Origin of the sequence: Campylobacter sp. BCW_6460 (genome assembly GCF_001762705.1) — a bacterium.
Classification (GTDB): domain Bacteria; phylum Campylobacterota; class Campylobacteria; order Campylobacterales; family Campylobacteraceae; genus Campylobacter_D; species Campylobacter_D jejuni.
Window position 1 is genome coordinate 103,612 of the sequence record NZ_MJXI01000033.1, and the last position, 21,563, is coordinate 125,174.

The following is a 21,563-nucleotide window of genomic DNA, read 5'->3' on the forward strand; positions in this document are numbered from 1 at the left end:
TGAGCTAGTATTTCATTGAAAAATATCTCTTGTGTTTTTTACTCATCTTTACTTTGTCCGCCTTTTATAACACCATCTTTAAAAGCAAAATTTAATACTACTTCGTTATTTATTTTTAAAAGAGATTTTGTTTTATTTGCAAGTCCTATTTTGTTAGCATAGCTTGTAAAGCTACCACTTAAATTTTTAAGATCTAAAAATGTTAAAAATTCATTTATTTTAAAAATCAAAACTTTTTTATTAAAAATAAAAAATCTATTTTTAAATTCTTCTTTATATTTACTTTCTTCTAAAAGATAATTAAACAATCTTTCATCATAATTTTGTGCTAAATTTCTAACTTGTCCTAAGTTTCAAAGTGTTCTTGTAAATCTTGCAATAATTTATCTTTTAACATATTTTAATCCTTGTAAAATTAAAAATTTTATTTTATTATAATACTAAAAATTATATAAAATCAAACAAAAAACAATGTTTCTAAATTTATCATCTCACTCCATCACAAGTCGCATAAGGTGTAAGTCCTCACCTTGTGTGATTTTACATTCTATACTTTGACATTTAGGACACTTAAAAACATTTTCTTCTAAAATACTTGTTTGATCGCATTTTAAGCATAAAATTTCAAGCGGAGCAAGTTCTATAAAAAGTTTAGCATTTTTACAAATATTTGAATTTTCTTTAAAAATTTCAAAACAACGCTTAAAAAGATCCACTTCTATACCGCTTAAACGCCCGATTTTTACATAAATTTCTTGCACATTGTAAGCCTTATTGTTTAAGGCATTTTCTTCACAAAGTTCGATTAAAGATTCTACTATACTTAATTCGTGCATTAGCAAATTCTTGGTAAAAGTTCGCCTTTAGGACTTTCTAAAAAGCGTTTTGCCCCATAAGCGTTTTGTAAAATCACGCGTGCTTTTTTCTCTTCTAAAACTTCTCCTATAATACTCGCATTTACATTGTATTTTTTTAGAATTTCTAAAGCTTTTAACTCATCTTCTTTTTCCACGCAAAGTATGAAAGTACCTTCATTTGCAAGCTCATAAGCTTCATAACCAAAAAGCTCACAAAGTCCTAAAACCTCATCTTGAACGATGATTTTTTCTTCAAAGATCAAAAGATCATTTCCACTTTGCTTTGCCCACTCATTTAAAACCGCACTAAGCCCCCCACGAGTAGCATCTCTCATAGCTACAACCTTTATATCTTTTTCTAAAAGCTCTAAAACCTCTTTATCTAAAGCCTTACAATCACTTTTAATATCAGCTTCTAACTCATTTCTTTTGATTAAAACACTAGCTCCATGCCTTCCTATATCACCTGAAAGAAGTATGCTAAGCCCTGCTTTGATATTTTTACTTTCTTTTTTAGAAATAATTTCACCTAAGGCTGTAGTGTTGATATAAATTTCATCTGCCTTACCCTTAGGAACAACTTTAGTATCGCCACAAACTAACATAACTCCACATTTTTCACATTCTTCTTTAATGCTTTTTAAAATACGCTCTAGTTTTTCTAGCTCAAAACCTTCTTCTAAGATAAGTCCTAAGCTTAGATATTTTGGCTTAGCACCCACCATCAAAACATCGTTAATAGAACCACAAACACAAAGTTTGCCTATATTAACCTCTTCATCTAAAAAAATCGGACTTAAAACAAAAGAATCCGTACTTAAAGCCAAATTTCCTAAAATCGCCGCATCATTATTTGCGTTTAAAATTTCATTATCAAAGATCTTAAAAAGCTTAGTTAAAAGCTCGTTCATCTCTTCTCCACCACCTCCGTGGGCTAAGGAAATATTTTTCATACATTCACCTTTGAGTATTTATAATACGCCGCACAAGCACCCTCGCCAGAAACCATACAACTTCCTATAGGACTTCTTGGCGTACAAGCCTTACCAAAAACCTTACAATCATAAGGCTTGGCTAAACCTCTTAAAATTTGCCCACAAATACAAGCTTTGCTTTCATTTTTACTTTGCACCGTACAATCAAATTTTTTACTCGCATCATAGGTGCTAAATTCTTCTTTTAGTTCCAAACCTCCATCTTTAATAAGTCCTAAGCCACGAAATTCAAAATCACACACTCTAAAGTATTTTTTTACTAAATTTTGCGCTTTAACATTACCTTCTTTGCTTACGGCTCTTTTGTATTGATTGTACACTTTAAAAGTGCCTTCATTGCTTTGTTTTATGATATTTAATACACTTTCTAAAATATCAACTGGCTCAAAACCACTCACCGCTATAGGGGTTTTAAACTTTGCTGCCAAAGGCTCATAAATACCATAACCTGTTATCACACTCACATGAGAAGGGCCTAAAAAAGCATTGATTTTTACATTTTTATCATTCATGATCGCTTCTACAGGTGCTGGAACTGTGATATGATTGATATGAAAAAAGACATTATTTATTTTTTCTTCTATAACCTTTTGAAGAAGTAAAGCACTCATAGGCGTAGTAGTTTCAAAACCTATAGCAAAAAAGATGATATTTTTGTTTAAATTTTGCTTAGCAATTTCCAAAACTTCAAGTGGAGAATAAAGTGCTCTAACATCAGCCCCTTTAGCTCTTAAATCAAGCAGAGAAATTTCACTTCCAGGCACTCTTAAAAGATCTCCTAAAGTACAAAAAATCGTATCTTTCATAGAGGCTAACTTGATAGCTGTATCAATGCGAACTCTTGGCATAACACAAACAGGACATCCTGGTCCATGGATGAAGTTAATTTCTTTTGGCAAAATAGAAGGTAGGGCATATTTCATAATACTATGTGTATGCCCACCGCAAATTTCCATGATATTGATAGGATTTTTAAGTTCTTGTTCTATGAGTTTTTTTAAAGCTAAAATGCTTTCTTTATCTCTAAATTCATCGATGAAATTCATTTAAACCCAAATCTCCCTCATCGCTTTTTATCTCTCCGCTATTCATTTTTTCTACTATTTCTTGATAGGTTTTAATGCTTTCTAGTGCAGCTTCTTTGTCGATTTTTTCCATAGCAACGCCTACATGGATTAAGACATAATCGCCTTGTTTTAAAGGCTCATCAATCAAATCCAAATTAACTTTTCTTTTCACACCTAAAGTTTGCACTAAAGCATTGTTTAACTCATCGATTTCTAAAATTTCAGAAGGTATAGATAAACACATTAAAAAAGCTCCTTTTTAAGTTTAAGCACCTTATACCAAAGCTCCATATTAGTACCATTTTTTGCATCAAGAGTGATAATATCTGCTCTAGGATTTAATTCTTTAATCAACCTGGTCGCCTCTTTAACATCAAAATCAAAATGATGAGCCAAATCTGCCTTTGTGATTAAAACTATATCAGCCTTTTTAAACATCACAGGATATTTTTGCGGTTTATCACTTCCTTCAGTTACCGAAAGCAAAACCACATTTAAATGCTCTCCTAAATCATAACTTGCAGGACAAACTAAATTTCCAACATTTTCTATAAAAAGCAAATCCACATCATCAATGGCTAAATGATGCAAAGCCTCATGCACCATAAAAGCATCCAAATGACAGCTTTGCCCTGTAGTGATTTGATACGCTAAAGCTCCGGCATTTTTTACTCTTAGAGCGTCATTATTGGTTTCTAAATCCCCTTCAATCACAGCGATTTTAAGCTCATTTTTCAAAGCCTTAATCGTGCTTTCTAAAAGCGTGGTTTTTCCACTACCTGGAGAACTCATTAAATTAATACAAAGCGTGTTAGCTTCATTAAAATGCACTCTATTGTGCTTAGCTTCTTCATCATTTTTGCTTAAAATTTTAGAAATCACTTCTATGGTTTTACTTTCTTTTAAACTTGGATTTTTATGGTGGTGATCATGATGATGATCGTGCGTATGGCTTGAATTTATAGAACAGCCGCAATCTTTACACATTTTCTTTCCTTATATATTTTTTGTTTCATTTTAACCTTAAAAGCATTAAAAAATTATGAGTTTTTAGAATATTTGCTTTATTTTTCTAAATTTAAAAAATGCACCATTTGTCCTAAGGCTATGGAGCTATCATTGCAAGGATATTTTAAAGGTACAAAAAAATCAAAATTTTTAGCTTTTAAAATTTCAAGTAAGGTTTTGTTTTGAAAAACTCCTCCACTTAAAAGCACTTTTAAATCATAATCTTTGCTAAAATCTATGATAAAATTTGCTAAGGCATTAAACATACCTGTAATTGCCTTAGTTTTTTCATCTTGTAAAGCCCCTAGGATTAAATTTTTAAAATTAACCTGCCCTTTTTCTACAAAAAGCTTGTAAGAAAAATCAAGATTTTTATCATAAAAAGCTTCACACATTAAGCCAACTTGGGCTTCATAAGAACTTTTTTCTAAGTTAAAAACAATACTTCCAAAAGCATCGATAATGCGTCCTAAAGAGCTTGTTTGTAAGTTAGAATGTGAATAAATTTTTTTAAGATTTTCAAGTTTAATTTTTGGAATTTTTGCTAAAAACTCCTTAGCCTTATCTTCTAAACCATAATGAAAAATAAGACTTAGAGCCAAATTTTGTATATTTTTAATATCACTATTTATAAGAGTGAAATTTTCAAAATGTGCAATTCTTTCATATTCTTTTAAATTTCCTACAAAAACTTCTCCACCCCAAATTTTGCCATCTTCACCATAACCTGTTCCATCACAAATAAAAGCTAAAGCCTTTTCATCTTTTGCAAAATTTTCTTCGTATTCAAAATAAGCCGCACAAAAATGCGCATAATGATGAGAAATTTTAGTCCTTTCTTCAAATTCTTTTGCATAGCTAAAATGCGGGTGTTTATCGCACAAAATCGCATCAAATTTCAAATCATAATTTTGTTTAAAAAATTCTAAAAGTTTAAAAAATCTCTCATGTACATCAAGACTTTTCAAATCCCCTATATAAGGAGAAATTAAAAGTTTATTTTCATAAAAAATCACAAATTCATTTTTAAGCTCCGCACCCAAAGCTAAAAAAGTGCCTTTTTTATTAAAATTTCTTTCCAAATAAAAAGGATTTAAACCCCTTGAAGTACGCAAAAACATAGTTTTGCCATTTACCACTTGAGCTATGCTATCATCACTTGCGTTGATAATTTCTCTATCATAATCCAAATAAAAATCAAAAACTTTATCAAGTTTTTGACACAAATTAAACTCATCTTTAATGATACTTTCTCCGCTTAAATTCGCACTTGTTGCCACAAGACTTCCTTTAAAATACTCAAAAAGCAAAAGATGTAAAGGCGTATAAGCTAGCATAATACCGATTTTATCAACATCAGGTGCGATTAAAGAAAAGGCTTTTTTTGCCTTTAAAATCACAATAGGAGCTAAAGCCCCACCAAGCAAGGCTTCTTCATTTTTATCTATAAAGGCAAGTTCTTTAGCACTTTGTAAATCTTTACACATCAAAGCAAAGGGTTTTTTAGGGCGATTTTTTCTAAGTCTTAGAGTTTTTAAAGCTTCTTCATTAAAAGCATCGCACATGAGATGAAAACCGCCCATGCCTTTAATGGCTAAAATTTTACCTTCCTTTAAAAACTTCGCACTTTTCATAAAAGCTTCTTGATCTTTGGCTAAAATTTCACCCTTTGAATTTTTAAGAAAAACATTGATTTTACACTTAGGACAACTAATAGGCTGGGCATGAAAACGCCTATTTTTAGGATCTTCGTATTCGCTTTTGCAAAACTCACACATCAATAATTCTTGCATGGAAGTATTAATCCTATCATAAGGAAGACTTTTTATAATACTAAAGCGTGGCCCACAATGCGTGCAAGTGATAAAAGGATATAAAAAGCGTGGATTTTTTTCATCAAAAAATTCTTTTTTACACTCCTTACAAAGCGCAAAATCACTTAACATAGGCGTGCTTTTTATGTTCTTTAAAGAAGGAGTGATACTAAAATTCTCATAGTTTGAAATAGAAATTTGCGTCATTATAAGCTTATCTATTCTTGCTAAAGGTGGGAGATGATTTTTTAAATTTTCTATGAAATTTTCACATTCTTTTTGAGCGCAAGCAAGGATGATTTCTACCCCAAAACCATCATTTCTTACCTCTCCAAAAAGCTTTGATTTCAAAGCTAGTTCATAAACTAAAGGGCGAAAACCCACCCCTTGCACCAAGCCTGAAATTTTGATCTTATACCCTAAGTGGCACATCGCTTAACTGACAATTTTTAAGATGTTTTAAAGTATTTTTAAGCAAAGATTTATGTTCAAACAAAGAGCCACTTATAAGCGCTAAGTCGCTTTGCTTTTTCTCTCTTAATTCATCATAAATATCACGTAAGAAATAAGCCAAACTCTCAACCGCTCCATAAGCGATATTAGCACTATCCACACCTGCTAACATAAAACTCATAGTAGATCTTAAAGTTCTTGTATAATCAAAACTTTTATCTTCTTTCAAGCGATAATCAATCTTTACTCCACGAGGCATTTTTGATTCATCAGCAATTTTTAAAAGCTCACTAGCACTCTCTTGTAAATTTTTACCCAAATTTAGCACTCTGCCTACCAAGCCAAGCAAGGAATAAAAATTGTTTTGAAGCTCAAAATTTTCATCTAAAAGAGGAAATTCCTTGCTAAAATTTTCTAAAAGCCTTGCACCAATTTCATCTTTTTTAATCTCTTCATAAAGTTCTTTGCTGTGTTTTGGTAAGCAAAGTTTAAGCAAATTAAGCTCTTTGTTAATAAGCAAAATATCTTCATAATCTTTGCTAAGCTCTAAAATAAAAGCTTTTTCTTTATAACGGCTTACAAGATAAGAAATTCTTGCCATATTTTTATCTTCTTTAGAAAAAATAAGCTCTCTTGCCTTAGCATTGATAAATTCAAAGCCTTCCAAAACCACCACTTGCTCATCTAAAACACTGATATAAAAATCTTTTTGATATTCTTCTATTTTTTTTACGCTTAAAAATTTATATTCATTTTCAAAAAGTTTTAAACCTAAAGCAAAGCAAAACAAATCTCTAGCAAGTCTGATTTTAAAATCATTAAAATCAAGATTGTGATTTTTTCTAAACATGGCATTAAGTCTTAGCTTCATCAAAGGTTTTTCTAAACTTGCAAGAAGTTTTAAATTTTCATTTGAACAAACAAAAACTGAATTTATAGCCTTAATATCACAAGGAAGTAAAAAATCTCCTATAAATTCGTTCTTAAACAAAGAAAATTCATAAATGCCATTTTTATCTTTTAAATAAATCTTTTTTTCTTGACTTAACAAATCAAAGGCAAGATTTAAAAAAGTATTGAAATTTTCTTCATTGATTTTTTCAAATTCTGATAAATTGCTTGAAAATTCACACTCACAAAACACGCCCCACTCGTTTTTGTTTAAAAGTTTTTTTTCTTGATAGGCATTAGAATTTAAATGAGTAATATAAGAAAATCTTGAAAATTCTTTATCCTCTGGCATACAAGGGTTAAAATCCTGCCCCGCTTTTACATCAAATTTTTTCAAAAAAACACTATGACTCATGAAATTTAAAGAATCACAAAAAGTCTTTAAATTTTCTTCATCTGCATCAATAGAAAAATGATAAATATTTTCTTCTTTGCTAAGGGTGTAGTTATAATTTTTCGCATAAAAACGCAATAAATATTCAAAAATATTATTATCTGCATTATAAATAAAATCAAAATTCAAAGTCATATTATGCCTTTTTTGAAAAATAAACTATAAATATAACATTTTTAACTTAAAAATTCTTTCTCTCTTTGTCTAAAATCGCTCATAAAATGCTCCATAAAAGCGTAAAATTCTTTGCTGTGATTGGGGAATTTTAAGTGGCTTATTTCATGCAAAATCACATATTCAATAGCCCTTAAACTCTTTTGAATGAGTTTTAAATTTAAGTTAATATAAGCTTTATTGTGATTACATGAACCCCAACGCGTTTTCATATTTTTAATGCTTAAATGCGTGTAAAATAAACCTGTTTTTTGGCTCCATTTTTTAAGATAAAAAGTAAAAATCTTTTTGGCATTTTGTCTTAAAAATAAATCTAATTTTGCTTTATTTTGACAAAGAATTTTATCTTTATCAAAATAAGTTTTTTTAGCATTTTCATCAAATATAATTTTATATTTTTTAGCTAAAAAGATTAATTCATCATCTTTTAAAACTTTTTTTTCAAATCTTTTTTTTGCCTCATTTATCCAAGAACTTGATTTATCTAAAAACTCATAAACACTTTTAAAAGTGCAAAAATAAGGAATGCTAAGAACAAATTCACCCCTTTCATTTAGCCTTAATCTTAAAGTTTTTATACGTTTTTTAGAATAAAAATAACACTCATCTTTATAAGTAAATGATTTTAAACTAGAGCTTTGCCTTGCCATTTTTTGCTTTTCCATCTGTATGAATTTACCATTCCACGCAAAAACTCATCTGCACAAAATCCTATCCAAACCCCTAAAATTCCAAGATTAAAATGAAAACAAAGCACATAACCCACAGGCAAAGATACTCCCATCATAAAAACAAGTCCGCTAAAAAATGGAAACTTAGCATCACCACTTGCACGTAAGGAATTAACCATGACTATATTGAAAGTTCGTGAAATTTCAAGAAAGATTGAAAGGGCAAATAAAGGTATCATTAAATTTTTTAACTCTTCTTTAAGTCCTAAAATTTGCATAGTAAAATCTTGACAAAGATAATTTAAAAGTGCCACTAAAGCACTTGCCACCACACTAAAATACAAAGCACGCCAAGCATGTTTATAAGCGATATTTTCATATCTAGCACCGACTAATTTACCTACTATGATTTCATTAGCTATGCTTGTAGCTTGTCCTATAAGCATGATAAGCATTGAAATTTGAAAATAAATCGTTTGCACACTCAAACTTGCTTCACCTAAGCTTGCTACAAAAGCAAAAGCTATAGTGTATTGGACTATCCACAAAAGATTTTCCCCTGCTGAAAATCCGCCTATATTTAAAACCTTTTTTAATACCTCTTTTTCAAGTTTTATCATTTCTTTGATTTTAAGATGAATTTTAAGTTTATAAAAAAGTATCACAAGTAAAGCCACTATAGCAACAATACGGGCAAAAATATTGCTAAGTCCTACTCCAAAAAGTTCTGATTTTGTATAATGCAAAACATAATAATTTCCACAAATCACCACTATATCCATCAAAAAACCTATAAACATGACCCAATAAGCCATATTATAAACCCTTACAATAGCCGCTAAAACAATTCCTATGGCATCAAAAAACAAACAAATTGCAAGCATATGCAAGTAGATTTCGCTATCTTTGAGCAGTTCTTGTGGGATTTTTAAAAGATAAAGCAAATACTCCCCATGCCATAAAATAAGCATACCGCATACAAAGCCTAAAAGTGCATTTAAAAACAAACTTTGATGAATCACTTTTCTTGCTAAAACATGATCTTTTGCACCAATAGCCTGAGCTATCACCACACTACAACCCACACTTAAAAATGAAAAAATAGTGATAAAAAGATCTAAAATTTGATTTCCAGCCCCCATAGCACCGACAAGAAAATTAGAATAATGCGACACCATAGCGGTATTGATAATTACGGTTAAATACTTAGAAAGCAAATCCCAAAATATAGGAAAACTGAGTCTTGTTAAAGAGAGTTGTTTTTTTGCCATGATTATTCTTTTAAAAAGCCGTATTCATAAATTTTTGGCTCTAGCTTTTTGGCTAAAGTATTTAAGGCTGTGTTTAAATCACTCAGCAAAATTTTATAATGCTCGTCTTTTGCTTGGCTAGGAAGCTTCATCCTACCTTTTTCATCTCTGCCTTGAAAAAATTCTTTGATATCATAAAACGAAGCATTGACAAGATAGCCTTTATCCTCGCTATGTGTGTGATAATACTTAAAAAGTTCTTTTCCAGCTTTTAAGAGCTCTTGAGCTTCAAGACTAAATTCTATCTTTGCTAACTCATCACCAAAAAGCGAGTTTTCATCTTTTATATTACCCTTTATAAATTTATACATAAAATCACTTTCAAAAGCTTCTTTTGTGATATCTAGTTCTTTTTCACTAAAAGGTATGAAATGATTTATCCCTTCTTTAGAGCTTATTTTATTTTGTCCATGAAAAAGCATAAAAGCTAAACAATCACTTTTAAACTCATTATCATTTTTATACAAATCATTAGGATACAAAAACTGATCTCTATCATTAATCCAAGTAGCTACTATAGCGTGACGCACTGAAAAAAATACGGCACTAACAATTAAATTATTATAAGTTAGAATTATAGAATGTCCAGCATCTCTTGTATCGTGCATAATATAAACAAGATTTTGATGCTGAAAATCCATTCTACCAGTATTCATCATTCCTAAATTCAATGATATATTTTTATTTTTAAATTTAGATATCCACTTTCCTACATGCAAACTATGATTACTATAAAAATTTTTCTTACCTAAAAAATTTCCATTTTCATTAAATACATCAAGTTTTATTTTTTTAATTTCTTCTTTTTTACTTGTATCCCATATCAAAAATCCTATGGGAAAATTTCCTTTTACATTATCAAAAGTATAAGCAGGCACTATAAAACCTTTTAAAAATTTAGCCTTAAAAGCTTGTCTAAATTTTATAAAATTTGTAGAATTTACATATTTTAAAGTAGAAAAACTAGCTAGTATAGCTCCTTCGATCTCGCAATAAATTCTTATAAAAAATTGTGTAAAAAGTTCATTATTTGCTTTTCCTAAAATATCTTTGTATTTTTCATAAACATAATTATCAAGACTAACGCCAGTTTTATGTTTTCCAGTTCCAGATATAGTAGCAGTAGTTCCAGCTTCCGCATAAGGTGGATTTATAAAGATTATTAATTTTTTGCGTTTATTTTCATCCTTTAAAATTTCTTGCAAATTTAAAGGTAATTTTGATTTTTGGATGATTTTACCCTTATCATCCACTTTATCAAAGAATTCATCATTTAAAAAATCAAATTGAAAAACATGATTTTCAAACAAATTTGCACCATTTTTTATACGCTCATGTATCACATCTATATCGGCTTTATCAAGAGTAGAACAAAAGATATTTTTTTTATTTGTAAAATTTGCTAGCAAATTTCCTGTTCCACCCGCTAAATCCCATATATAATACCCCTCTTCATAATCTTCACCAAAAGTTTTTGACAAATACTCACAAGCCTTATCCACCCAAATTCTTGGGGTAAAAAATGCTCCCTTTCGCTCTCTTATATCTTGATCTACGAGCAAATCTCTACGCTTTATAATATAATCCCAAAATTCTTCTCTTGGAGGACGCTCATAAATAGCCCAAAATTCTTTATGTGCTTTTTGATTGTCATTAAAACCTGTTTTTTCAGCAGCGATAGAACCTAAATCTGTCTTTTTTGCATTAAATTCATAAAAATCACTTTTTAAAACAGCAAATAGTTTTTCAACTATGGTAACATCATCTTTTGATAACAAATCAGCCAAATAAAAATCAGCATCTATAATCCCACTTTTTTTAGCCAAATTCCAATCAATACTGATAGTATCTTTAACCATTTTATTCCATTTGTGATAAATGCTTACAAAATTGTTTTTATCGATTCTAATTTTGCTTATATTTTCGCTTGTAAGATTTTCTTTTATGAAAGTTTTTAATTCTTTGTCATTTTTTTCATAATAAAAAATTTGCGCTGTATTTAAAATACTATCTAATTCTTTTAGAAGTTTTAAAAACTGCTCACTTGTATGGTTGCTAGGTGTTACACTAAAGTCTATATCGCTTTGATAAAAAATTTCTTGCAAACAAGCAAAGGGTAAAAAAGCTATCTTTTCTCCATCAAAAGCACAAAGTAAATTTGGAGTTTGCTCTGTATAAAATTTATATTTTCCTATGGTAAGCACAAGCTGTACAAAAGACTTTTTAAGTTCACTTTTTCCTTGTTTGGCTTCAGCCCAAAGCAAGTTAATTTCACCTAAAAGTCCTAAATTTTGAGTGATACAAAAATCAATCTTAGCACCTATATAATTAAATTTAGAAAAATACAAACCCTTAATCTTGCTTTTTAAAGGTTCTTCGCTGAGTTTTAAAAGTGTTTCAAACAAAACTATATCCTTATAAAATTTTTTTAAGGATATAATTTTAATACAAAGATACTTGTTTTTGTATAAATCTCACCCAAAAGCACCGCTTAGATAAGCCTTGGTTTTTTCTTGTTTTGGATTTTCAAAAAATTCTTTACTTTCACCAAATTCTATAAGCTCTCCAAGGTGAAAAAATGCAGTATAATCAGCCACGCGTTTGCCTTGTTGCATGTTATGCGTTACCATAATCATAGAAAGATTATGACTTAATTCTTTTAAAAGCTCTTCTATAACACCTGAGCTAATAGGATCAAGTGCGGAAGTTGGCTCATCTAAAAGCAAGAGCTTAGGTTTTATTGCTAAAGCTCTTGCGATACAAAGGCGTTGTTGTTGTCCGCCTGAAAGAGCTAGAGCATTTTGCTTTAATTTATCTTTAACCTCTTCAAAAAGTCCTACTTTTTGCAAACAATCCACCACCAAAGCTTCTTCTTCATCTTTATTTTTAATCATACCATGAAGTTTTGGTGCATAAGAGATATTTTCATAAATGCTTTTTACAAAAACATTAGGTTGTTGAAAAACCATGCCTACATTTTTACGCAAAGCTACTACATCTTGATTTTTAACATCTTTTCCTTCAATTTCTACCAAACCATCGATTTTTGCGATTTTATCATTCATTCTGTTAAAACAACGCAAAAAAGTGGATTTACCGCATCCTGAAGCACCGATGAGTGCGGTAATTTTGTTTTGTTCTATTTGCATATTGATATCAAATAAAGCTTGTTTTTTTCCATAAAATAAATTTAAATTTGTTGTTTTTGCTATCACTTTAATTTTCCTTGAAAATATTTTCTTAATAATATCGCACTAAGATTTAACACGACTAAAAGTCCTAAAAGCACAATAATACCCGCTGCTGTTCTTTCTAAAAATGCACGCTCTGGCATAGCTGACCATGAGTAAATTTGAGCAGGCAAAACGCTAGTTGGATCAAAAATCGAACTAGCTACATCAGGGATAAATGCTATCATACCGATAATCATCAAAGGTGCAGTCTCGCCTATAGCCCCAGCTAAAGTCAAAATAGAACCTGTTAAAATCATAGGCATAGCCAAAGGCAACATAATACCTTTTACCATTTGAACCTTTGTCATACCTAAGGCATAAGCAGCATTTTTCATGTTAATGTCCACACTTTTTAAAGCCGCTTTGGTTGAAACAATGATAATAGGTAAACTCATGATCGCCAAAGTAAGCCCACCCACTAAAGCACTTGATCGAGGCATTCCAAAAAGATTGATAAACACTCCAAGTCCTAAAAGTCCAAACAAGATACTTGGAATACTTACAAGGTTGTTAATACACACTTCTATAAAATGTGTAAATAAATTTTGCGGTGCAAATTCTTCTAAATAAATTGCTGCTGCAACGCCTATAGGAACACTCACAACCATGCAAACAAGCATAACAAGCAAAGTCCCTACAACTGAAGATAAAATTCCTGAATTTTCAGGAGATTTTGAGTCCCCATTTAAAAAGAAATTGCTATTAAATTTAAGCTCTATATCGCCTTTTTGCACAAGATCATCGACTAAAGTTCTTTGTTTTTCACTAAGGCGATTATATTTTTGCTTCATATATTGATCCACTTCTGAATTTGCCAAAAGCCAAGTTTTTTCAGTGATTTGCCCTGTTCTTATTTTTCTTTGCTCAGCACGAGATAAAAGATCATAAACAGGAGAATTTCTATTAGCCTCTACAAAAATATAAGTTTGCTTAAAAGCTCCAATTCCAAGATAACCCACACTTCCTAAAAAGATACAAAGAAAAATTAAATTAATATAAAGCCCCATTTTACAAAGTCTTTTAAAAGACTTTGAAGCTTTTTGTCTTTTTTTAAAAAGTTTTTTCATAAATTTTTCCTTTTGTGAAAGCGATTGATGAGATAAACGCTAAACATATTGATGATTAAAGTGATGATAAAAAGCACCAAACCTAAAGAAAAAGCACTCAAAGCTAAAGAACTATCAAAAGCTTGATCTCCGCTTAAAGCTTCTACGATTTTTACCGTTACTGTTGTCATATCTTCTAAAAAATTCATCGTTAAATTTGGACGCAAAGAAGCTGCCATTACCACTATCATAGTTTCGCCTAAGGCTCTTGAAAGTCCTAAAAGACAAGCTGCAACTATACCAGGAATAGCCTCAGGTAAAATCACAGCAAAAACCACTTCTTTTTTTGTCATACCTAAAGCATAAGCGCCATTAATCCTTTTCTCGCTTACTGCTTCAATGCAATCTTGAGATAACGAAGCCACTATAGGCACTATCATGATCCCCATGATAAAACCTGCGCCTAAAGCACTTTGAAAACTTGCTTGTATGCCAAATAAAGAAAAAAACCACACTATAAAAGGCGCTACGACTATAGCTGCAAAAAATCCAAAAACAACAGTAGGAATCCCTGCAATGATTTCTAAAATAGGTTTTAAGTAATTTTTAGATTTTTTGCCAGCAAAAACACCTAAATATATAGCACACATAACCCCTAAAGGTAAAGCCGTTAGCATAGCAATCAATGAAATATAAAAAGTTCCCCAAAAAAGCGATAGCGCTCCAAAAACACCTTGTTTGCTCGTGCCATCTGCATTCATAAAAGCTGCATCAGCTGCCCACTGACTTGAGAATAAAAAGGTAGCAACACTTTCTTTTTGAAAGAATTTTAAAGCTTCAATTAAAATTGTAAGCATGATAGCAAAGCTTACTATCACGCTTACAAAAGCACATAAAAAAAGTGCAAATTTGATTATTTTTTCTTTTAGCAAAGTTTTTCCTTAAAAAACTTTTCCAGCTTTTACAAGCTCATCATTTAAAATTTTTCTATCTTCTATATGTTTTTGAGAAGCTTTTAATTTATCATCGCTTAAAGGAACAAGTCCTATTTTTTCAAGTTCTCCGCCACTTTTTGCCAAATCATCACTCATGTAAATTTTTGCAAAATCAAAGGCTTCTTTTGGATTTTTCTTAGCATTGATATAAATAAACAAGCTTCTTGCAAGTTCGTATTTTTCATCTGCAATATTTTCTTCACTTGGTGTAACACCATCGATAGTAGCGACATTGATTTTATCTGAGTTGCTCACTAAAAAGCTATAACCAAAAATTCCAAAAGCATCTTTATCAATAGTAAGTTTTGAAACGATTAGATTATCATTTTCACCGCTTGGGATATAAGCACCATCTTGACGCAAAGTTTTATACTCGCCTTTATACTCAGGAATTTTTTTAGACACATCACTCATAACAAGCTCTTCTATAGTATCTCTTGTTCCTGAACTTGATGGTGGACCATAAACACTAATTTTACGATTTGGTAAATTTTTATTGATTTGATTCCAGTTTGTATAAGGATTTGGTATAAGTTTTCCATTTTGTGGAATTTCTTTTGCCAATGCTAAGAAAAGTTCTTTTTTTGTGATATTTAATGGAGCATTGGTTTTATTTTGAGCTAAAACTATACCATCATAACCTATCATAATCCCTACTATATCAGTTACTCCTGCTTTTTTGCAAGTTTCAAATTCACTTAATTTCATAGGTCTTGAAGCATTAGAAATATCAGTAGTTCCTTCGCAAAATACCTTAAATCCACCCCCTGTTCCCAAGCTCTCTACTATAGGAGTTTTTGTATTTTTAATCGAAGCGTATTCTTCAGCTACAAAAGAAGTAAAAGGATACACAGTCGATGAACCTGCGATTTTTAAATCTGCTGCATTTAAAGCACCACAAAGCGCAAAACTTGCCACACTTAAAGATAGAATTTTTTTCATTTTTTCTCCTTAACTTTAAAAAAAGTAATGGAAGTTTAAAAAAACTTGGAAACATTTTGGAAACATTTTTTATTTTGCATTTTTCTTAAATATAATTTTTAACTATCAAAAAATTTAGCTTGTTTTTAAAAAAATAATATATCATTATAAAACATTTTAAATTTTAATAAGGAGATAAGAATGCTTTCTAAAGAAGTTGTAAAATTACTCAATGAACAAATAAACAAAGAAATGTATGCAGCGAACTTATATCTTAGTATGAGCTCTTGGTGCTATGAAAACAGTCTTGATGGAGCTGGAGCCTTCTTGTTTGCACATGCAAGCGAAGAAAGTGATCATGCCAAAAAGCTTATCACTTATCTTAATGAAACAGATTCTCATGTAGAGCTTCAAGAAGTAAAACAGCCTGAACAAAATTTCAAATCCTTGCTTGATGTTTTTGAAAAAACCTATGAACATGAGCAATTTATCACAAAATCAATCAATACTTTAGTTGAACACATGCTAACACATAAAGACTATTCTACTTTTAATTTCTTACAATGGTATGTAAGCGAACAACACGAAGAAGAAGCACTTTTCCGTGGTATAGTTGACAAGATTAAATTAATCGGAGAACACGGAAATGGACTTTATTTAGCTGATCAATATATCAAAAATATTGCATTAAGCAGAAAAAAATAATCTTTGCCCTATTATGGGCAAATCTCGCTTTGGATTGAAGGTATGACTTATTTTTCTTTAGAATTTAGTATCTTAATGATAGCTTTTTTTGCTATTTATTGGACTTTTAAAAATGATTACAAAATACAAAATATTTTAATTTTAATTTTCTCTTATATTATTTATATTTTAATCAATCCTTATTTCGCCTTGGTTTTATTTATATACACCTTTTTTATACACTATTTTGCCTTGCTTATTTTTGTGCGTCGCAAGCGTTATATTTTCGCTACTTGTATGGCTTTTATTGTTTTAAATTTATGTTTTTTTAAATACTTTCCTAGCATCAAAGGAAGTATTGATGAGATATTAGATTTTTTCGGTTTAGAATTTTTAAATATTGATTTAGTATTTCCAATAGGAATTAGTTTTTATACCTTTACTTCTATCACTTATCTTGTAGAAGTTTACCAAAAACGCCGTTTAGAAAGTTTTTTAAATTTAGCAACCTTCTTATCATTTTTTCCAACACTACTTTCAGGGCCTATTATGCGAAGTTCTTTTTTCTTTGAACAAGCCTATCAAAAACGCGAATTTAAACATGCAAATTTAATCATCATCTTGCTTGTTTTTGGTATAGTTAAAAAAGTTTTAATAGCCAATTACCTTGGAATTTATGCTAAAAGTATTTTAGACTTTCCACAATCTTATAATTTCATACAACTTTTAAGCGCAATTTACGCCTATGCGATTCAAATATACTGCGATTTTAGCGGATATGTTGATTTAGTTTGTGCTTTTGCTTTAATGTTAGGTTTTACCCTTCCACCTAACTTTAACATGCCTTATCTTGCAAAAAATCTAAAAGATTTTTGGGCTAGATGGCATATCAGTCTTTCAACCTTTATAAGAGATTATATCTATATACCTTTAGGGGGCAATAGAAAAGGAATGCCACGCACTATAGTTAATATACTCATCGCTTTTATACTTTCAGGTATATGGCATGGCAATACACTTGCTTTTATTGTTTGGGGTTTATTGCATGGCATTGGCATAGTTTTTATACATTTGCTAGCTTTAAGCAAATTTAGTTTACAAAAAATTCCAGCTTTAGGAAGATTTTTAACCTTTCAATTTGTATGTTTTACTTGGATTTTCTTTTATTATAGCAAAAATCTAGAAGATGCAATAGAATATTTTAAAGCTTGTTATTATAATTTCTTCCAAATTCCATCCTATAATGATATTTACATGTTGGTTGCTTTTGGGGTTCTTTTTATGATCTATCCTTTATTTATTAATTTTAAAGAATATTGCATTAAGATTTTAAACCTTACTCCATTTTTACTAAAACCTTTTATCATAGCTTTTATTTTACTTTTGGTTTTTGCTTTTATGCCAGATGGAATTCCTGATTTTATTTATTCGAGTTTTTAGATGAGTGCAGTTAGATTTTTCTTCATTTTGATTATAGTACTTGGCTTGGTTGTTGTAGTTATGAATCAGAGCATTAGCTCTTATATAGAACAAAAATATCATTTTGCATTCTATCCTCATAATGATCTTTTAAAAGAAGCCAATGGCTTCAAAATTAAATTAGAACAAATTCGTGCAATTTTAAGCAACGAACCCTTGCCTCAAACCAATGAAGAAGATACAAATCAAGAAAGTAAATCAACAGATGAAAACTTAAGTAAAATAGATAAAGTTTTAAACACTTTAGAAAATGATGAAAACACTTCTCATAAAGAAACAAATCTAACCTTAATCCAAGATGCAAATATTAGTTTTATCGACAATACCAAATTAGAGCTACAAAATGGAGATGAGTTTTTATTTATCGGAGATTCTTTAATGCAAGGTGTTGCAATAGCCTTAAATAGAGATTTAAGAAATTTAAATCTTAAGGTAACCGATCTTAGTAAACAAAATACAGGCCTTTCTTATAAATCCTATTTTAACTGGTCAAAAGCAACCAATGAAGCTTTTGTTAAAAACTCAAATATTAAATATCTTGTTGTTCTTCTTGGTGCTAATGATCCTTGGGATATTAAAAAAGGAGGAAATTACCATCGTTTTGGCTCCCCTTCTTGGATAGATATTTATACAAATCGTGTAGATGAAATCATTAAAATCGCTAAAAAACATAAAGCCAAAGTTTTTTGGTTTGAAATCCCTCCTGTAAAAAAAGAAGATTTGAACAAAAAAATACAAGTGCTCAATAAAATTTACAGCGATGAAATTCTTAAAAATAAAGAAATTTTTATCAACACTAAACTATTTTTTAGTGTCAATGATGAATACTCAGCTTATATAAAAGATGAAAACAATAGAAGTATAAAAGTAAGAACAGATGATGGGATTCACTTTACCCCAAGTGGTGCAAGAGAAATGTCTAAACTTTTATTAGAACACATAAAACTTAAGGAAGAAAATGCTAGTAAATAAATTTAAAATTATCTTATTGTTTTTTATTATTTTTACTAGCTCTTATGCACAAAATTTAAATACAAATGACACAATAGATTCCATACTCAATCAAAACAAAAATCACCCTGCTTTAGCAAATTATGTATCAAAAAAAGATCTTAAAAATCTAGAAAAAAAATTAGAAAAAAATCAAAACATAGGAATTAGAATTTATGGAGATTCTCATATGGCGGCTGATTTCTTTCCGCGTGTCATAAGAGGATATTTAATCCGCTCTAACTCTATAGGTTTTGCCTATCCTTTACAGCCCAAATATCAACAAAATCTTAATCTTGTTTATTCTTATAAAAACTTTGAAATTTTAAACTCAAGAAATCCTACTAATGCTGGACATAATTTTCCACTAGGTGGGATAATAGCCAAAGCAAAAATCAAAGGTGCAAAAATCAACCTTGATACAACCTTAGATAAAAAAAAATTCAAGATAGGATTTTTATTTAAAACCAAGCAAAATACCAATGCTTTTAGCATCAAAGATGCAAAAAACCAAAGCTATGAGTTAAGAACCACGCAAATTAATAAATGGTCTTATAAAGAACTAGAACTTGATCTTCCTTTACAAATTTCAGCCTTACAAAAGGATGCTGAGCTAGGAGGATATTTCATCACAAATAAAGATAATAATGTTTTCTTAGATACCATTGCAATCAATGGTTCTAAAAGTGATTTATGGCTCTCTTGGAATCAAGCAGTTGTAAAAAAAGAACTAGAACTTTTACACAATGATTTAATTATTCTTGCTTATGGTTCTAATGATGCACTCTTTAAAGGGTTTGAAAAAGAAAAATTCAAAAATAATTTAAAAAAATGGATTGGCATTTTAAAAACTTACAATAAAAACGCTGTTATCATGCTAATCTCTCCACCAACCGTAGTTCAAAAACAAGGTAAAAACTACAAGCTTGCTCCTGATTTTTTTACCATACGCAAAGCATTATATGAAGTTGCTAAAGAAGAAAAAACTCTTATCTTTGATATGCATCAGTTTATGCAAGATAGCGGAGGAAAAAACAAATGGATAGAACAAAAGCTTTCGCTCAATGATGTACATCTTACTATAAAAGGCTATGAGCTGATGGCTAAAAAGTTACTCGAGGATTTAAAAAATATCATCGATTATTAAATTTAATACTTAGGAAATTCTAAGTTTTCATCATTAAAACTTAAAGCTGTGATTTGATAGTAAGAATTAATGGTTTTTAAAAGATTAAATCTAGCTCTTAAAAATTCTTGCTGGGTAGAATTTAAAGTGTTATTTGCATCCAAATAATCTTTTAATTCACTTTTTCCTAAAATATATTTTTCATAATACGCCTTAGCGATAAGCTCTTGTTTAATGTTAATATTTTGCAAATTTTGCAAAAGCAAGGTGTCGCTTTGATAGTCTTTATAATTCAATGCAAATTCATTCATCGCACTTTGTAAAGCTTGCTCATAAGAAATTAAAAGTTGTTCATAAGCAAATTGTGAAATTTTGATATTTTGCTTTACCCTACCATAATCTAAGAAAGGCAAAGAAATCTTAACATTGCCACTTAAAATTTCAAATTTAAAACTATCATCAATTTTTTTATCACTTCCGCTTAATGCTCCACCTAAAGAAATGCTAGGCAAAATAGATTTTTGTATGGAAGAATAATCCTTAAAAGCTGATTTTAAGCTATTGAGTTTAGATCTCACATCTGTACGGTACGCTAAGGCTTTTAAAGGTATATTAAAATCAGGACTTAAGGTTTTAAAATCATTTAAAGATAAAGTTTTAAAATACTCTATATAAGCAAAACCTTCTTGCTTTGCCAATAAATCTTGTAAATTTTTTATGAGTAAATTACGATTTTTATCATTGCTTAATAAATTTTGTTTAGCTCTTAATAAGCTTTGTTCTATGTTTAAAAGATCTAATTCTTCTATTTTTCCAAGCTTGTATTTATAACTATAAAGCTCTTTCATTTGTTCTAAATTTGAAAGATAAGCTCGAAGCAATTTATCTACATCGTTAAAATAAGCCAGCTCAAACACATCATTTAAAGCTGTATTGATCATACTTATTTTTAAATTTTCAAGATCATAAGCACTTGCTTTTGCACTAAATTCACTCGCACTTGCGCTATCTCTTAATTTGCCATAAATATCAAGCTCATAGCTTAAATTTAAAGAATTATTGAAATTTTTACTTTGTTTGCCTGAATTTAAATCTTTATCCACACCAAAACCCAAATTTCCACTTAAAGTCGGATATAAATCATAATCAATCAAATCAGCTCTAGCCAAAGCTGAAAGCAAAGTTTTTCTAGCAATATTAATATCACTATTATTCAATAAAACAAAATTTAGAAATTCATTTAATTTTGCATTATCATAAGATCTATACCAATCATAAGTGAGATTTAAATCTTTCATTTGTTCTTGAGTTAAATCAACTTCTTTAGGCAAGCTAAGTTTTGCACCACAAGCACTCAAGAAAAATGCTAAAAAAATGCTAAGTATTATTTTCACT

The 21,563-nt window shown here is 29.9% G+C and carries 20 protein-coding genes; 4 read left to right on the forward strand and 16 right to left on the reverse strand.

What is annotated here, in order from left to right; genetic code table 11:
- Positions 1-38: 38 nt before the first annotated feature.
- From AJ881_RS09720 to AJ881_RS06285, 15 genes are all read right to left on the reverse strand, one after another.
- Positions 39-308, reverse strand: a complete 270-nt coding sequence (locus AJ881_RS09720) for a site-specific DNA-methyltransferase (protein WP_070282711.1) — start codon at positions 306-308, stop codon at positions 39-41.
- Between the two features lie 183 nt (positions 309-491).
- Entirely contained in the window at positions 492-836 is a 345-nt protein-coding gene (gene hypA, locus AJ881_RS06220; protein ID WP_070282709.1) for a hydrogenase maturation nickel metallochaperone HypA, read from the reverse strand.
- On the reverse strand, positions 836-1,810 hold the full coding sequence (gene hypE, locus AJ881_RS06225) for a hydrogenase expression/formation protein HypE (RefSeq protein ID WP_002872365.1): 975 nt from the start codon (positions 1,808-1,810) through the stop codon (positions 836-838). The genes hypA and hypE overlap by 1 nt, the downstream gene beginning before the upstream one ends.
- Positions 1,807-2,898 carry a hydrogenase formation protein HypD gene (hypD, locus tag AJ881_RS06230; RefSeq protein WP_070282707.1) on the reverse strand — a complete coding sequence of 364 codons (1,092 nt, stop codon included), beginning with the start codon at positions 2,896-2,898 and terminating at the stop codon, positions 1,807-1,809. Before hypD ends, hypE begins: the two co-directional genes overlap by 4 nt.
- Entirely contained in the window at positions 2,882-3,163 is a 282-nt protein-coding gene (locus AJ881_RS06235; RefSeq protein ID WP_002776342.1) for a HypC/HybG/HupF family hydrogenase formation chaperone, read from the reverse strand. Before AJ881_RS06235 ends, hypD begins: the two co-directional genes overlap by 17 nt.
- A complete protein-coding gene (hypB, locus tag AJ881_RS06240) occupies positions 3,163-3,906 on the reverse strand; it encodes a hydrogenase nickel incorporation protein HypB (protein ID WP_070282705.1) in 744 nt (247 codons plus the stop codon). The genes AJ881_RS06235 and hypB overlap by 1 nt, the downstream gene beginning before the upstream one ends.
- Before the next feature lie 77 nt (positions 3,907-3,983).
- Positions 3,984-6,173: a carbamoyltransferase HypF gene (hypF, locus tag AJ881_RS06245; protein WP_070282703.1), complete on the reverse strand. Its 2,190-nt coding sequence runs from the start codon at positions 6,171-6,173 to the stop codon at positions 3,984-3,986.
- Positions 6,154-7,674, reverse strand: a complete 1,521-nt coding sequence (locus AJ881_RS06250; protein WP_070282701.1) for a hypothetical protein — start codon at positions 7,672-7,674, stop codon at positions 6,154-6,156. Before AJ881_RS06250 ends, hypF begins: the two co-directional genes overlap by 20 nt.
- A 41-nt stretch (positions 7,675-7,715) precedes the next feature.
- Positions 7,716-8,363: a M48 family metallopeptidase gene (locus AJ881_RS06255; RefSeq protein WP_070274121.1), complete on the reverse strand. Its 648-nt coding sequence runs from the start codon at positions 8,361-8,363 to the stop codon at positions 7,716-7,718.
- Positions 8,339-9,655: an MATE family efflux transporter gene (locus tag AJ881_RS06260; protein WP_070282699.1), complete on the reverse strand. Its 1,317-nt coding sequence runs from the start codon at positions 9,653-9,655 to the stop codon at positions 8,339-8,341. The genes AJ881_RS06255 and AJ881_RS06260 overlap by 25 nt, the downstream gene beginning before the upstream one ends.
- 2 nt (positions 9,656-9,657) lie before the next feature.
- Positions 9,658-12,099 (reverse strand): hypothetical protein, encoded by a 2,442-nt coding sequence (locus AJ881_RS06265; RefSeq protein WP_070282697.1) that lies wholly within the window; start codon positions 12,097-12,099, stop codon positions 9,658-9,660.
- Between the two features lie 69 nt (positions 12,100-12,168).
- Complete coding sequence (gene pstB, locus AJ881_RS06270) at positions 12,169-12,909, reverse strand: phosphate ABC transporter ATP-binding protein PstB (protein WP_002776307.1); 741 nt, start codon at positions 12,907-12,909, stop codon at positions 12,169-12,171.
- Positions 12,906-13,994, reverse strand: coding sequence for a phosphate ABC transporter permease PstA (pstA, locus tag AJ881_RS06275; protein ID WP_070282695.1), 1,089 nt, complete (start codon positions 13,992-13,994; stop codon positions 12,906-12,908). The genes pstB and pstA overlap by 4 nt, the downstream gene beginning before the upstream one ends.
- Entirely contained in the window at positions 13,991-14,905 is a 915-nt protein-coding gene (gene pstC, locus AJ881_RS06280) for a phosphate ABC transporter permease subunit PstC (RefSeq protein WP_053872560.1), read from the reverse strand. The genes pstA and pstC overlap by 4 nt, the downstream gene beginning before the upstream one ends.
- A 9-nt stretch (positions 14,906-14,914) precedes the next feature.
- Positions 14,915-15,910 carry a substrate-binding domain-containing protein gene (locus tag AJ881_RS06285; protein ID WP_070274095.1) on the reverse strand — a complete coding sequence of 332 codons (996 nt, stop codon included), beginning with the start codon at positions 15,908-15,910 and terminating at the stop codon, positions 14,915-14,917.
- 180 nt (positions 15,911-16,090) lie between these two features.
- Here AJ881_RS06285 and ctf point away from each other — a divergent pair, with 180 nt between their 5' ends.
- Genes ctf through AJ881_RS06305 form a run of 4 tightly spaced genes read left to right on the forward strand, consistent with a single transcriptional unit; the run spans position 16,091 to position 20,189 of the window.
- Complete coding sequence (ctf, locus tag AJ881_RS06290; RefSeq protein WP_002852256.1) at positions 16,091-16,594, forward strand: non-heme ferritin; 504 nt, start codon at positions 16,091-16,093, stop codon at positions 16,592-16,594.
- A gap of 42 nt (positions 16,595-16,636) precedes the next feature.
- On the forward strand, positions 16,637-18,013 hold the full coding sequence (locus AJ881_RS06295) for an MBOAT family O-acyltransferase (RefSeq protein WP_044780018.1): 1,377 nt from the start codon (positions 16,637-16,639) through the stop codon (positions 18,011-18,013).
- On the forward strand, positions 18,014-19,024 hold the full coding sequence (locus AJ881_RS06300) for a DUF459 domain-containing protein (RefSeq protein WP_070282693.1): 1,011 nt from the start codon (positions 18,014-18,016) through the stop codon (positions 19,022-19,024).
- Positions 19,011-20,189 (forward strand): SGNH/GDSL hydrolase family protein, encoded by a 1,179-nt coding sequence (locus tag AJ881_RS06305; RefSeq protein WP_070277239.1) that lies wholly within the window; start codon positions 19,011-19,013, stop codon positions 20,187-20,189. Before AJ881_RS06300 ends, AJ881_RS06305 begins: the two co-directional genes overlap by 14 nt.
- A gap of 2 nt (positions 20,190-20,191) precedes the next feature.
- Here the strand turns inward: AJ881_RS06305 and AJ881_RS06310 are convergent, their stop codons facing one another.
- Complete coding sequence (locus tag AJ881_RS06310; protein WP_070282692.1) at positions 20,192-21,562, reverse strand: TolC family protein; 1,371 nt, start codon at positions 21,560-21,562, stop codon at positions 20,192-20,194.
- Position 21,563: the final 1 nt, after the last annotated feature.

Excerpts from the sequence above, each read along its gene's own strand:
- hypA (WP_070282709.1), bottom strand. The coding sequence starts at position 836 with ATGCACGAATTAAGTATAGTAGAATCTTTAATCGAACTTTGTGAAGAA.
- hypE (WP_002872365.1), bottom strand. The coding sequence starts at position 1,810 with ATGAAAAATATTTCCTTAGCCCACGGAGGTGGTGGAGAAGAGATGAAC.
- hypD (WP_070282707.1), bottom strand. The coding sequence starts at position 2,898 with ATGAATTTCATCGATGAATTTAGAGATAAAGAAAGCATTTTAGCTTTA.
- AJ881_RS06235 (WP_002776342.1), bottom strand. The coding sequence starts at position 3,163 with ATGTGTTTATCTATACCTTCTGAAATTTTAGAAATCGATGAGTTAAAC.
- hypB (WP_070282705.1), bottom strand. The coding sequence starts at position 3,906 with ATGTGTAAAGATTGCGGCTGTTCTATAAATTCAAGCCATACGCACGAT.
- hypF (WP_070282703.1), bottom strand. The coding sequence starts at position 6,173 with ATGTGCCACTTAGGGTATAAGATCAAAATTTCAGGCTTGGTGCAAGGG.
- AJ881_RS06250 (WP_070282701.1), bottom strand. The coding sequence starts at position 7,674 with ATGACTTTGAATTTTGATTTTATTTATAATGCAGATAATAATATTTTT.
- AJ881_RS06255 (WP_070274121.1), bottom strand. The coding sequence starts at position 8,363 with ATGGCAAGGCAAAGCTCTAGTTTAAAATCATTTACTTATAAAGATGAG.
- AJ881_RS06260 (WP_070282699.1), bottom strand. The coding sequence starts at position 9,655 with ATGGCAAAAAAACAACTCTCTTTAACAAGACTCAGTTTTCCTATATTT.
- pstA (WP_070282695.1), bottom strand. The coding sequence starts at position 13,994 with ATGAAAAAACTTTTTAAAAAAAGACAAAAAGCTTCAAAGTCTTTTAAA.
- AJ881_RS06285 (WP_070274095.1), bottom strand. The coding sequence starts at position 15,910 with ATGAAAAAAATTCTATCTTTAAGTGTGGCAAGTTTTGCGCTTTGTGGT.
- ctf (WP_002852256.1), top strand. The coding sequence starts at position 16,091 with ATGCTTTCTAAAGAAGTTGTAAAATTACTCAATGAACAAATAAACAAA.
- AJ881_RS06295 (WP_044780018.1), top strand. The coding sequence starts at position 16,637 with ATGACTTATTTTTCTTTAGAATTTAGTATCTTAATGATAGCTTTTTTT.
- AJ881_RS06300 (WP_070282693.1), top strand. The coding sequence starts at position 18,014 with ATGAGTGCAGTTAGATTTTTCTTCATTTTGATTATAGTACTTGGCTTG.
- AJ881_RS06305 (WP_070277239.1), top strand. The coding sequence starts at position 19,011 with ATGCTAGTAAATAAATTTAAAATTATCTTATTGTTTTTTATTATTTTT.